The sequence below is a fragment of the Microbacterium sp. XT11 genome, from assembly GCF_001513675.1.
Lineage (GTDB): Bacteria > Actinomycetota > Actinomycetes > Actinomycetales > Microbacteriaceae > Microbacterium.
This window is the reverse complement of sequence record NZ_CP013859.1, coordinates 1,033,716-1,047,082: the sequence shown is the minus strand read 5'-3', so window position 1 is coordinate 1,047,082 and position 13,367 is coordinate 1,033,716. Positions and strand designations below refer to the sequence as shown.

Annotated in this window: 10 protein-coding genes; 1 reads left to right on the top strand and 9 read right to left on the bottom strand. The window is 72.1% G+C overall.

Going from position 1 to position 13,367, the window contains the following annotated elements:
• Nucleotides 1-44: 44 nt before the first annotated feature.
• From AB663_RS04950 to AB663_RS04940, 3 genes are read right to left on the bottom strand one after another with little or no spacing between them, the layout of a single operon-like run.
• Entirely contained in the window at nucleotides 45-1,436 is a 1,392-nt protein-coding gene (locus AB663_RS04950) for a hypothetical protein (RefSeq protein ID WP_067196352.1), read from the bottom strand.
• A gap of 34 nt (nucleotides 1,437-1,470) precedes the next feature.
• Entirely contained in the window at nucleotides 1,471-3,681 is a 2,211-nt protein-coding gene (locus tag AB663_RS04945) for a peptidase C14 (protein ID WP_232304642.1), read from the bottom strand.
• On the bottom strand, nucleotides 3,678-5,117 hold the full coding sequence (locus AB663_RS04940; RefSeq protein WP_232304641.1) for an MFS transporter: 1,440 nt from the start codon (nucleotides 5,115-5,117) through the stop codon (nucleotides 3,678-3,680). Before AB663_RS04940 ends, AB663_RS04945 begins: the two co-directional genes overlap by 4 nt.
• Before the next feature lie 157 nt (nucleotides 5,118-5,274).
• Here AB663_RS04940 and AB663_RS04935 point away from each other — a divergent pair, with 157 nt between their 5' ends.
• On the top strand, nucleotides 5,275-5,943 hold the full coding sequence (locus AB663_RS04935) for a GntR family transcriptional regulator (protein ID WP_067196350.1): 669 nt from the start codon (nucleotides 5,275-5,277) through the stop codon (nucleotides 5,941-5,943).
• 74 nt (nucleotides 5,944-6,017) lie between these two features.
• On the opposite strand, the gene AB663_RS04930 is transcribed toward AB663_RS04935, so the two are convergent.
• The 6 genes from AB663_RS04930 to AB663_RS04905 form a co-directional block, all read right to left on the bottom strand.
• A complete protein-coding gene (locus AB663_RS04930; RefSeq protein ID WP_083511111.1) occupies nucleotides 6,018-8,165 on the bottom strand; it encodes a peptidase C14 in 2,148 nt (715 codons plus the stop codon).
• A 96-nt stretch (nucleotides 8,166-8,261) separates the two neighbouring features.
• Nucleotides 8,262-9,236, bottom strand: a complete 975-nt coding sequence (locus AB663_RS04925) for a GNAT family N-acetyltransferase (protein WP_067196348.1) — start codon at nucleotides 9,234-9,236, stop codon at nucleotides 8,262-8,264.
• Nucleotides 9,233-10,255, bottom strand: coding sequence for a hypothetical protein (locus tag AB663_RS04920; protein ID WP_067196346.1), 1,023 nt, complete (start codon nucleotides 10,253-10,255; stop codon nucleotides 9,233-9,235). Before AB663_RS04920 ends, AB663_RS04925 begins: the two co-directional genes overlap by 4 nt.
• Nucleotides 10,256-10,257: 2 nt before the next feature.
• Nucleotides 10,258-11,271 (bottom strand): hydroxyacid dehydrogenase, encoded by a 1,014-nt coding sequence (locus AB663_RS04915; RefSeq protein WP_067196344.1) that lies wholly within the window; start codon nucleotides 11,269-11,271, stop codon nucleotides 10,258-10,260.
• Entirely contained in the window at nucleotides 11,268-12,329 is a 1,062-nt protein-coding gene (locus tag AB663_RS04910; RefSeq protein ID WP_067196342.1) for a dihydrodipicolinate synthase family protein, read from the bottom strand. Before AB663_RS04910 ends, AB663_RS04915 begins: the two co-directional genes overlap by 4 nt.
• Complete coding sequence (locus tag AB663_RS04905; RefSeq protein ID WP_067196340.1) at nucleotides 12,329-13,363, bottom strand: NAD-dependent epimerase/dehydratase family protein; 1,035 nt, start codon at nucleotides 13,361-13,363, stop codon at nucleotides 12,329-12,331. Before AB663_RS04905 ends, AB663_RS04910 begins: the two co-directional genes overlap by 1 nt.
• Nucleotides 13,364-13,367: the final 4 nt, after the last annotated feature.

The following is a 13,367-nucleotide window of genomic DNA, read 5'->3' as shown; positions in this document are numbered from 1 at the left end:
TGGGGCGAATGAGGGCGATTCATGCGACTCGAAACCCCCGGGGGTCAGCGGCCCAGAAGACCGGCGACCACCGAGACGGCGTGCTGCTCCAGCGCGTCCAGCGCGCCGGGGGCGAGCGGGGTCTGCCATGCCTGGTACGCGCCGCGGTCGTACGCGTCGCGAGTGGGCAGGTACACGAAGCCCGGGCCGTTGGTGAGGTTCATCACGAGAATCGGCGTGTCAGGGAACCGCGCGCGCAGCGTGGTCTGCAGCCGCGAGTACGCCTCGCCCGGATGCGCGACGAGCACCGCGTCGCCCCATCGCCACGCCCACACCGGATGCTGCACGGTCGGCCCGTCGATGTACCCCTCGCGCAGGTTGCGCGCACGACCAAGACGCTCCTCGCGCGAGCGCGGGTCGATGTCCTTCCACTCCTCGGCGAGCTCGTCGAGCGTCGGCAGATCGCGCAGCGTCAGCTCGACGCTCGTGAGAGACCCCGCCGCCGCATCGCCGGCCTCCGCGGGCGCGCCGGCCCAGATCGCCAGCGGCGCCCCCGACTCGACCACGCCCTCGAGCGTCAGCTGCTCGCCCGGAGCCGGCAGCGCATCGAGCGCGGCGAGCACGGCGTGCCCCAACGAGCGCCCGTGCCGGTCGGCCACCCCGACGTCGCCCGTGTACTGCTCGCGCGGGGCCAGCTCTCCAGACGCGCCCTGCACGAACAGGCACGGCGCCCCGGTCTCCCGCTCGACGATGTCGCGCATCGCGCCGACGTAGTCGGGCGACACCTCGCGGTTCTGCCAGGCGAGAGTCGTCGGGTGGCACGCGTAGTTCACCAGCGTCGCGCGCACCTCGCCGCCGACGCTGAGCCGGCCGATCATCACGGTGTCGTCGGCGGGAGCGCCGGGGTTGTAGCCCACCAGCGCCCTCCCGTCGACGTCGAGCTCGCGGTCGGCGGCAAGGGTGCACCGGCCCGACGTCCACTCGATCAGTCCGGGTCGAGCGCCGTCGAGCGCATCGCGCCCGGCCGCGACGCCCGCCGCGGCGAGCGACTCCAGATATCCGGGGATGAGCTCGCCGCCGGGCAGATGCGCGTCGGCTGCGCACAGCACGGCGCCGGCGTGGGTGTGCGACAGCGACACCATGAGCTGGTCGGGCTCCAGGCCGAGCGCGTCGAGGATCGTGCCGCGCACGCCCCGCTCGTCGGCCACACGCCGCCACCAGGTGCCGTCGACGGCCAGCAGCACGCGCGGGCGCCCATCCCCGCCGATCACGGCGAGGGCGGTGAGCGTGAACGGTCGGTGCGCGCCCTCGGAACGCTCCCAGTCGGCGGGGCCCCAGTTCTTGGCACGGATGCCGACGGGCGGGGTGATGTCGCGACGGGCGACGCCGATGCGGGCGGCCGTGCGGGGGATGCGGATGCTGTCGCCGATGCGCGTCCGCGATGCGGTGTCGTTCACGCGTGGTCCTCCCTGGTCTCCATGATGCCGTCGGTCACGCGCTCGTCAGCACGTCGGCGATGAGCACGCGCGGTCCCGCCTCGGGCAGCGCGGTCTCGACGCCGCGCTCCACCGTGTCGGTGTACAGCAGTGTCGACGGCTCGGCGAACCCGTCGGCGAGCCGCAGCCGTCCGCCGGTGAACTGGCCGCCGATGATGCGCGCGTGGTTGACGCCGGTCGCGATGTCGAGGTGCGCTGCGCCCTTCGGCACCGTCGAGGTCACCCCGGTCACGCGCCAGGTGACCACGCCGGCGCCGGCCGCCCTGGATACAAGGGCACCGTCGGCGCGCTCCGTGCCGAACTCGACCCCGTCGAGCACGAAGAGTTGGTCGCGCACCGCGGTGGCGCTCAGTCGCACGTCGCGCACCGAGCCCCCGCGGAGGGTGACCCGCGCGCCGCCGATCTCCATCGGCGCTCCCTCGACGGGACCGCTGAGGCGGCAGTCCACGAACTCGACGGGACCGGAGCCGCGTGCCTTGACCCCGTCGATCCCGGTGATGGTGCAGCCGACGAAGCGGACGGATGCCGTGACCGGCGTCTGGACGAGCACCTGGTCCTTGGGGAGGGCGAAGGCGGAGTCCTCGATGACCGTCGGCCGCGAGGAGCGCGACGAGCGCTGCCCGATGGCGAGCAGCCCCGCGGTGCAGCCGCGCACCTGCGCGCCGTCGGCGTTGATGGTCATGGTCGCCTGCGGATCGAAGGTCGAGCGGCCGATGACCCGCACGTTCTCCAGGGTGAGGTCGCTGATCTTCGTGCCGGCGACGAACCACGAGCACACGTGGTCGCGCACCGTGATGCGCTTGGCGGCCGTACCCCACTGTGCGCCCGAGTTCGCGATGTCCATGAGGCCGGAGTTGCCGATGAAGGTGAGGTCGTGCTCGTACTGCCCGTGCGTGGTGAAGGGGTTGCCGCCCTGGTCGTCGCCGTCGCCGTGGCAGTTCTCGACGATGCAGTAGGCGCTGGCGGTGAGGTCGTTGAGGTGCCGGGCGTTCGACGAGCTGCAGTCGCTCACCCGCCCGTAGAGGCTGTAGATCTGCTGCGTGAGGTACCCCGCGCCGCCGTAGAACACGGTGGGCGGGTTCTCGACGGAGCAGCGCTCGGTCGTGAAGTGGGTGTTCCACCGCCGCATGATGACGGGCCACCAGGTGCGGCTCGCGTGCACGTCGGCGACGTCGCAGTGGATGGCGTACTCGAACGCGATCGGATGCGATCCGGTGAGTTCGCGGGAGTCGGGGAAGGAGCCGTCGGTCGGGCCGTCGAAAGGCCCCGCCCCGAGGAATCGCATGTTCGCGATGCGGATGCCGGACACGGGGTCCATCTGCCGCCAGGTGAGCCGGCGGCCCGCGTCGAGGGGCCAGCCGTTCAGGTAGTCGATCCGGATGTGCGTGCCGTCGATCTGCTGCGTCACCCGCACGAAACGCTGGAGCTCGCGCTCGTCCGCTCCGCCTCCGGCGACGGGGTCGCACTGCACCGCCCACCACGAGTCGACGGGGAAGCGCGAAGCGTCCGGCACGGCGACGGCGTCCGTCAGCTCCGGCCAGGGCTCAGCGAGCGGATGCTCGACCACGACGTCCTTCGACACACCGGTGAAGAACAGCACGGCGCCGAACGGGTTGTCGTGGGTGTTCTTCTCGATGCCGTCGGTGGTGACGAGGTGACCGCCGAAGTCGATCTCCAGGTGGGACCGCGTGAAGCGGTGCCGCCGCTGGAACAGCAGGTCGGTTCCGGCCTCGATGCGGCGGACACGGGGGTCGTTCACCATGGCGTCGAGCGCGTCGTCGGCCGGGGCCTCGGGCCCGGTGATGCCGAAGACCCGGAAGTCGACCGTGCCGTCGTGCTGCAGCATCCAGCGGGTGTCGCGGGCGCCCGCGATGACGGTGCCGCCGTTGGCCGCGGCCGTCGCGTCTTCGCTGCCCACGTACACGAGCAGTCCGGCATCGCCCGGTGTGCGGTAACCGGCGACGACCGCCACCTCGCCGTCCCGAGCCTTCAGGCGCGCCAGGTCGGCGACCGATTCCGCTCTCGTGACGTCTTTCGCACCGGCCGCGAGGGGAGCTGCCTGCGCGGACGCCGAGCCCCCGAGGGCGCCGGCCGCACCCATCGCGACCGCGCCGAGTCCGGCCATGAGCGCACGGCGGCGGCCCGCCGACCGCACCTCGTCGCCGGCGACCGCTGGTGCCCCGTCCTCCGCGTCCAGGATGGTCATCGTCCGTCTCCTGCCAGTCCCGTGCCGCGACGGGTCACGGCATCCCCGTCATCGGATGCCGGCACGGCTGCGCCGTCGACCGCGGTCACGGGGTCGGGTGCGGTCACGGCGTCGGGCGCGGTCGTGAAGTCCGCGCGGCGGCTCAGCACGAACGCGATCACCGCGCCGAGCAGGGTGAGGCCCGAGACGAGCAGCAGTCCCCATACGGCGGATCCCGACGCCTGGCTGACCCAGCCGATGGCATACGGACCGGCGAACCCGGCGAGGTTGCCGACGGAGTTGATGAACGCCAGCCCGGCTGCCGCCGCCGTGCCGGTGAGCACCATCGGCGGCAGGCTCCAGAAGAGCGGCGTCGTCGAGAACAGCGCCGACATGCCGACGCACAGCGCGATGAGCGCGACGACGGGCGTGTCCTGCGCGGCGACGGCGGCGATCAACGACAGCGCGGTGACCGTCAGCGTGATGCCGATCTGCAGCGGGATGTTGCCCTGCCTGCGCGCGGCGCGCTCCCACGGCAGCATCACCAGCGCGGCGCAGAGGTTGGGCAGCGCGACGAGCCAGCCGGTGGTGCCGTTCGAGAAGTCGCCCATGTTCTTGACGATCGTCGGCAGCCACATCCCGAGGCCGTAGGCGCCGAAGACGACACCGAAGAACAGCACGATGAGCGTCCAGAGCCTGCCGTTGCCGAAGACCTCGCGCAACCGGAGCCGTCCGTGCCTGCGCTCGGTGGCCTGCGTCTCAGCGGCGAGGGTGTCGGTGATCCAGCGCTGCTCCGCGGCATCCAGCCAGCGGGCGTCCTGCGGGCGATCCGGGAGCCAGAAGAACACGACGAACGCGAGGAGCACCGCGGGGATGCCCTGAAGCAGGAACACGAGCTGCCAGCCGTCGAGTCCCCACAGACCGTGCAGCTCCAGCATCCATCCGGACAGAGGCGCGGCGACGGCGTTGGCGATCGGGTTGGACAGCACGAACACCGCGAGCACCTGGGTGCGGTACTGCCGCGGGAACCACAGCGTGAGGTAGAGCAGCACGCCGGGGAAGAATCCGGCCTCGGCGATACCGAGCACGAATCGAGCGATCGCGAACTGCGTCTCGTCCTGCACGAAGGCCGTCAGGGCGGCGACGATGCCCCACGAGATCATGATGCGGGCGATCCACTTGCGGGCGCCGAAGCGCTCGAGCAGCAGGTTGCTCGGCACCTCGAACAGCAGGTAGCCGATGAAGAAGATGCCGGCGGCGAACCCGAAGGCGGCCTCGGTGATCTGCAGCGCCTGGGTCATCTCGAGCTTCGCGAACCCTGCGTTGTTCCTGTCGATGTACGCGACGAGGTACAGCAGGCCGAGGAACGGCCCCAGCCGCCAGATCGCCTTCTTCATCGCACGTGCACCGACCTCCTCCGGGGGACGTACGTCGGTGGCCGCTCGGGTCTCGGACATCACAGCTCCTTCGTCTCGCTCAGATGTTTGCTATAGCATCTAGCACTCCGACGGATTTGTCCACCCTCTCCGTGGATGCCATAGCATCGAGCGGACGACGGATGCGCACCACCGCGACGGAAACGGCGTGTGCGCGGCGTCGAGGAGGGTCGCACTCATGCGCAGTGTCTCGGATCAGAACATCGCCGAGCAGGTCACCGACGAACTGCGGTCGGCGATCCACTCCGGCGAGCTCGCCCCGGGTGAACGTCTCGTCGAGCGCAAGCTCGCCGAGCTGCTCGGCGTCAGCCACATCCCCGTGCGGGAAGCCCTGACGCGGCTCGCCGAGGAGGGCCTGATCACGCGGGAGCCCCGCCGCGGAGCGCGCGTGGCGGAGCTCAGCGCCCGCGACCTCGAAGAGATCGCAAGCCTGCGCATCGTGCTCGAGCAGTTCATGGCCGTGCGCGTGCAGGAGCGCTGGACGAGCGAGTCCGCTGCGCGGCTGGAGGCGATCATCGCGGCGATGGAGGCCGCCGAGCCCGGCGACATGGCGGAGGTGCTGCGACAGGACCGCGCGTTCCACCAGGCGCTCGCCGAGCTCTCCGATCACCGCTTCCTCACCGAGCTGAGCGCACAGCTGCGCGGACGGATCACCGGCTTCATCACCGCGGCCAACGCCGCCCTGCCGCCCCGTGAACAGGCGGAGCACGTGCGCAGCCATCGCCTCATCCTCGACGCGATCGCCAGTGGCGACCCCGACCGCGCGGGCCAGGTGATCGCCGAGCACGTGCGCCAGGCCGTCGACCGCATCGCACACCTCGCCGAACCCGCCGCCGACGCCGGCTGAGACGGAAAGAACGCGAGACCTGATCGCGTTCACCGGCGGAGCGGGACGCCGTCCGGCATCCCGCCCCGCCTCGGTCATGCCACCACGTTCGCGGTGTCGACGACCCTGTCGCCCGCCTCCGGGAACGCGGTGCGCGTCACCCCGAGCTCGACGTTGCCCGTGTGCAGCAGCGTCGATCCGTCGCCGAACCCGGAATCCCGCAGCTCGATCGCTCCGCCCTCGAAGCGGGTGCCGACGGCACGGTAATGGTTGCGCCCGTCGGTGAGCGCGACGTGAACGGCGTCCTTCCCCCGCAGCGTCGACCCGGAGAGCAGCACGCGGCGCTCCCCCGAACCCGCACGCGAGATCACCGCTCCTGACGCCCCTTCGACCGTCGTGCCGGTGAACTCGATCTCCTGTCCGTCCGGCCCCGCCGCGACGACACGCGCACCCGACAGGGTGGCCCCGTCGAAACGCACGCGCGCCGATGCAAGCGAGACGGGATCCGCCGTCGCGGGTGCGGTCAACGTCGCACCGCGGAACGTCACGGCACCGGGGCCGTTGACCTTCATGCCGCCCACGCCGTCGAGCACGGTGTCGACGAACGTCACGGGCGTCGTGACCGAGGCGTTCGTGAGCTCGCTTGGCGCGGTGAACGTGAAGTTCGAGTCCGCGATGACGGTCGGTCGCGACGAGGCATCCGACTGCTGGGTGATGATGAGCGTGTCGGATGCCGTGCACCCGCGCAGCTGCGCCCCGTCGGCGTTGATCCACAGCATGCCCGACCCCGCCAGCGACGGCTTCCCGATGACCCGCACGTCCTCCAGGGTGAGGTCGGTGACGCGCACGCGGGCCACGAACCACGAGCAGACGTGCTTGCGCACCGTGATGCGCTTTGCCGCAGAGCCCCACGCCGCGCCCGAGTTCGCGAACGTCATGAGGCCCGAGTTGCCGACGTAGGTGAGGTCGTGCTCGTACTGTCCGTGGGTGACGAACGGCCCCTGGTCGTCGCCGTCGCCGTGGCAGTTCTCCACCAGGCAGTAGGCGCTCGCCGTGAAGTCGTTGAGGTGCCGTGCGTTCGACGTGTGGCAGTTCGCGACGTAGCCGTAGAGGCAGTAGATCTGCTGCGTCAGGTACCCGGCGCCGCCCCAGGTGACCGACGTCGGGTTGGTCAGGTTGCAGCTCTCCGTCGAGTAGTAGGTGTTCCACCGGCGCTGGATGAGCGGCCAGAACGTGGCGGTGCCGTCGATGTGGTCGACGTCGCAGCGCACCGCGTATTCAAACGCGAGCGGATGCGATCCGGTGAACTCGTCGGCCCCGCCGCCTCGGAACCGCAGGTTCGAGACGCGCACGTCGTGCACGGGGACGATGCGCCGCCACGTGATCGAGCGGTCCTTCCCCAGCGGCCAGCCGTTCTGGTAGTTCACGCGGATGTGCGTGCCGTCGACGATCTGCGTGACCTGTACGAGCCGCTGCAGCTCGCGCTCCCATCGGCCCTTGAGCGGATTCACCTCGGCCGCATACCACTCGCCGACCGCGAAGAACGACGAGTCGGCCACGGGGAAGACGTCGGCGAGGTCGGGCACGTCCTCGCCGAGCCGCGCCTCCTGCACGGCATCCGTCACCTCGCCGCGGAAGAACATGACCGCGGCGAACGGATCGTCCTTCCCTGCGTTCTCGATGCCCTCGGTCGTCATGAGGTGGTTGCCGAAGTCGAACGCGATGTTCGAGCGCGAGAACCGGTGCCTGCGAACGAAGTTGAGGTCGGTGTGCGCCTCGATGCGGTGGATGGAGGGATCGCCCACCATGGCGTCGAGCGCGTCATCCGCCGGCTGCGAGGCGTCGAACAGCCCGAACACCCGGAAGTCCACCACGCCGGAGTGCACGAGCACCCACGATCCGCCCTTGCCCGCCACGACGGTGCCGCCGTTGGGTGCGGGCGGGTCGGCGGTCACGAGCCGGTATGTTCCGCCTCCGCCGTCGCCGGGTGTCGTGTGTCCGGCCACCGCGACGAGGTCGCCGGCCTTGCCCTTCACCCCGCTGAGCTCGTCGACGGTCCCGGCACTGCCGACCGAGCGGGCGCTCGTCGCGGCCTGCGGCACGGCCGGCCCCGCCGCCTGCGCCGGCGTGTGCGTGGCCACGGCCGCCACTCCGCCGAGCGCGGCTGCCCCGAAGCCGGCCAGCACCATGCGCCTGCTGCGCAGCGCGCCGGGGTCGGTGTTCTCATCACGCGTCATCGTCATCCCTCCTCACGGCGACATCGCCGCTGTTTCCTGGGCGGACCGGTCGGCCGCGCCTCGTATCGATCCCCAGTTCCCCAGAGTCGGTGTCGAACCTGTTCAGAAGTAGTCGGCCTCCGTGAAGTGTCGGATGCCGTCGAGGCGCGGACGGCGCCGCAGTGCACGAGTCATGCCGGTGTGATCGGTGAGGCGCCTCGCCTCCGGCGCGAAGCCAGCGAACGCGCCCTCATCACCGGGGCGGGCGGGAACAGCGATGTCGCAGTCCGTCACATCGGCGGCCTCCCAGTCCGCGGCGAGCGCGGTGAGGAGCGCATGACGGATGCCGTCGGCATCGGCATCCGTCGGCAGCGCGGCCTCGCACACCACGCCGGTCGTTCCGCGGATCGTGGCGACGACGTAGGCCGAGTCGGTCGTCTCGTGCGTGTACAGGAGCGCGCCGCGGAGCCGCACGGCGGCCATCTCCCAGTCCACCTCCCTGCGCACCGGCGCGAGCACCAGACCTTCCCGGGAGTGCTCGTAGGCGATGCGCACGGCGTCGGGAAGGACGGCAGCTCCGGATGCCGAGGGCCGGCCGCCGTTCGCACCGATCCGCCGCCGCAGCACCCCGTCGCCGGTGCCGGCGGGCACTCCGGCGGCTCCCTCCGCAGCGGACGGTGCTCTCCACGGCCCCGCGAGCACGCGATCCATCGCGAACGTCTCGAAACCGCTCGACCGGTAGACCTCGGGGGTGCCGGTGAACAGCAGCGCCCAGTCCGCATCCCCCGCCGTCTGCAGCGAGGCCGCGACGAGACGGCGCGCGAGTCCCCGGCCGCGCGCCCTGGCGTCGACCGCGACGCTGCCGATGGCGTGCACGGCGGCTGTTCCGCCGTCGCGCTCGCGCAGTCTCTTGGGCACGCCGTAGATCGACCCGCACAGGCCGTCCGCATCCTCCGCGACCAGCGTGTGCTTGTGCCGCCGCGCATCCACGAGCCATTGATCCGGTGCCAGCGGAGGCGTGAACGCGGCGGCCCAGAGCCGGGCGAGGGCGGGTTCGTCCGCCGCGGTCGCCGGTCGGATCACCGCGTCGCCGCTCATCGACCCTCCCGCGCGGCCATGGCCGCCGTCACGGTGTTGCGCACGACGACCTCCGCCTCGCTCCACGGCGCCGCCGCGCGACCATCACCGGCCGCGGCGCGCAGCGCACGCACGAGTCCGGCGAAGCCGAGCGATTCGTTCGCGTCGTCGACGTCGAGGTCGGCCGCACGCACGCCGGCGGCCGTGACCACCTCGATCCGGTACGCGTCGGGGCCTGGCACTCCGGATACCAGCACCTGCACCGGGATCCGCTCCACGGCCGACGCCACACGTCCGGCGGTCGACGCGGGCACGGCCGGTGGTGCAGCCCGCGAGGTCACCGCCGCGCCCGGCACCTCCAGCATCCCGCACACGACGCCGAGGTCTTCCGAGCGCGTCGCCGATCCCGCGATCCGCCGCGTCGACCCCGACGGCGCGACGAGCGCCGCGCCGGGCAGCACCGCGTCGACCATCTCCCATGCGTGCACCCCGACGGTCACGAGGGTGCCGCCGCCGCGCTCGGGGTCGTCCTGCCACTCGCGCCCCGGCAGGCGGAACGCCGCGGCGTCGTGCTGCGCGTGCACGCGGACCGCGAGCACCTCCGCCCCTGCCGCACGGTCTGCGGCGACAGCCTCGGCCAGCGCGACGACCGCAGGGGCGAACCGCAGCACCGACGAGGTGCCGACGGCGACGTGCGCGTCCGCCACGGCGGCGGCGAAGGCCGACACCTGCGCCGGCGTCGCCGCGACCGTCTTGTTCACGAACACGGGGGCCGCGGCATCCGCACCGGTCAGCCCGCGCAGGGCAGGCACCGTCTCGTCCCACCGCGGCGTCGCGATCACGAGGTCGGCGCCGTACGACGCCAGCGCCTCGGTCGACGGCGCCACGACCGCGTCGAACCGCCCGGCGAAGCCCGCCGCGGCCGCAGGATCCGCATCGTGCACCGCGACGACCTCCCCGCCCTGCGCGAGCACGTTCTGCGCGTCCGTGAACGGATGCGAGTGGGCGAGGCCGGCGAACGCGACGCGGAGAGCCGTCATCGTCAGCCCATCGTCGACAGCTGCGAACGGTCGACGGCGTGCACGAGGGGCTCTCCTGCCGAGAAGGCGTCGAGCTCGTCGGCCACGATGCGGCCCTGACGCAGCCGCCCCTCGGTCGTCCCCGCGGCACGGTGCGGTGTCAGCAGCACCCCGGGGACACGACGGAACGGGCTGTCCGCGGGCAGCGGCTCCTCGTCGAAGACGTCGATCGCCGCGCGCAGGCGTCCGCTGCGCAGCTCGGTCAGCAGCGCCTGCTCGTCGACGAGCCACGAGCGCGCGGTGTTGACGAGGCCGGCGCCGTCAGGCATCAGCGCGAGTTCCGCGCCCCCGATGAGGTGATGCGTCTCCGGCAGGGTCGGCGCGTGCACGGCGACGATGCGCGCGCGCCGCAGCGCCTCGTCGAGGGGCACGAGCGCGGCGCCCAGCTCCTCGGCAGCGGCCGCGGTGATCGTGGGGTCGACGAGCAGCGGCTCCGCCCCCAGCGCCCGAAGCAGCTCCAGGTACGCACGGCCGGTGCGCGAGGCGCCGATCACGGCGATGGGAGCCCCGAGGAGCTCATGCTGCGCACCGACGGCTTCGGCGTCGTACCAGCCGCCCGCGCGCACGGCCTCGTGCATCTCGGGCACGCGGTGCAGCAGCGCCAGCGTGAAGGCCAGCGACACTTCCGCCACCGATCGGGCCATGCCCGCGCCGGCCTGCGTCACCCGCACGCCGCGGTCGAAGAGGGCATCCGTGGCGAAGAACTTCACCGTCGCACCGGTGTGCGCGACGAGTTCGAGCGCGGGCAGAGTCGCCAGCACGGTCTCGTCGAACGGGGGAGCACCCCAGCTCGTGATCACGACGCGCGCCGCCGATGCGTCGACCTCGTCGAGCCGGTCCACCCGCACGAACTCCCCGCCGAGGCGCTCGGCCGCCGCCCGCAGGCGTGCCTCGTCGGCATCCGAGAAGAACTCCGCGAACAGCCCCTCCGGCACCACGGCTACCACGGCGGGGGCGACCGCGGCGGCGGCGCTCATCGCAGCCAGTCCTCGAGGTGCTCGGCGATGAAGGCGTCGTCGTTGAGGTGGGGGTAGGCGCGTCGCACGCGGGCGATCTCGTCGGCCTGTCCAGGAGAGAGGCCCTCGGCGGGGTCCAGGCACCAGATGCCCTCGAGCAGTCCCTGCTGACGCAGCATCTCGTGCACGCCGGCGATCACGCCGTGGAAGTCGTTGCCGGGGTCGAACACTGCCTGGTTGACGTCGACCATGTCGGACGCCAGCAATCCCAGCTCGCGGTACGCCTCGGCATCCCCCTCCATCGCGCTGCGCGCCCGCTCCAGCAGGGCGACCGCCGCACGCGTGCCCACCGCCCACTGGCCGAGCAGGCCGCCGACGAAGCGCAGGGTGCGCCGCCCGTCGGGGGAGTCGACGTGGAACTCGGAGAGCAGGTCGGCGACGATCGCGTCGTCGTTGCCGGTGTACAGGGAGATCTCATCGGCGCGACCGGATGCCGCGACACCGCGCACCAGCTCCAGCGTGCGGTAGCGGTCGAACGGCGCGGCCTTCACCGCGACCACGGCGGGGATCGAGGCGAACTCGCGCCAGAACTCCCGGTCGAGCACGGGGCCGCCGATGGCGGTCTGCAGGTAGAAGCCGACGACGGGGAGCACCTCGCCCACGGCGCGGGCCCGGTCGAGCAGAGCGCGCTCGTCGGCCCCGGCCACCCGAGGACTCACGAGCACGGCGTCGTAGCCGAGGCTGCGCGCGAGCTCGGCCTCGGCCACCGCCTGCGCCGTGTCGCCGGCGACGCCCGCGATGCGCACGATCTCGGCACCCGCCCTGGCGTCGAGCTCTTCGGCCGCGAGCGCGAGCACGGGCTCGAACAGCGCGTGCTCGGGGTCGCGAATCTCGAACTGGGTGGTGTGCACGCCGATCGCGATGCCGCCGGCTCCCGCATCGAGGTAGTACCGGGTGAGCGCGCGCTGACGGCGTTCGTCGAGACGCCGGCCGGCGGTGAGGGCGAGCGGATGCGCCGGGATCACGGCGCCTCTGGCGAGGGTCGCCGCGGCCTGCGGGCGGAGTGCGGGAACGGACATCAGAACTTCCCGTCCCGCACGGCCCACTTGGTGGGCTTGGCCGACAGGGGCAGTCCGGCGGCGATCCACTCGGCCTGCAGGCGGATCAGCTCCTCGGCAGGCACGGACGGGTACCCGAACAGCGCCATGCAGCGGCGCGCATCGCTGAGCAGGGCGGTCGGCTGCGGGTCGTCGACGATCTCCACCTCGCGGTCGAACAGCGCCCCGAAGCGGTGCGCGATCGACTCGACGCTGAGCAGCTCGGGGCCAGTGAGGTTGATGGTGAAGACGTCGGTCGAGGCGTGCGAGAGGCTGCGCAGCACGACCTCGTTCGCGTAGCCCTGCCACACGACGTTCACGTTCGCCGTCGCGACCGACACGGGCTGACCGGAGTGCACGGCGCTGCCGATGTCGGCGAGCACGCCGTAGCGCAGGTCGACGGCGTAGTTGAGGCGGATGAGCGACACACGCGTGCCGCGCTCCTGCGCGCCGAACTCGAACACGCGCTCGCGGCCGAGGCACGACTGCGCGTACTCCCCGATCGGCGCGGGGGCGACGTCTTCGGATGCGCCGCCCGACGATGCGGGTACGAAGGGGTAGACGTTGCCCGTGGAGAGCACGGAGATGGCGCTGTCGCGGTAGCGGCGGGCGACGCGGTCGGGAAGCGCCGCGTTGACCTCCCATGCCCAGGAGGCGTTGGTCGCCGCGCCGAACTTGGCGCCGACCATGAACACGACGTTCGGCGCATCGGGCAGCGACGAGAGGTCGTCGTTCTCGATGAGGTCGAACGGCACGACCCTCACGCGAGCATCCTCGAGGCGCGCACGGAGCGCGGCGTCGCCGAACCGCGACACGGCGTAGACCTCGTCGCCTTCGCGCCCCGCGGCATCCAGCCCGCGGCGGGCGAGCACCGCGAGGGTCGGGCCCATCTTGCCCCCGGCGCCGAGGATCACCAGGTCGCCCGATCCGGCGGCGAGGTCGTCGACGAGCGCGCGGCTCGGCGTGGTCAGCGCCTCCTCCAGCTCGGCCTCTGAGGCGAATGCATGCGCAGTCACGGTG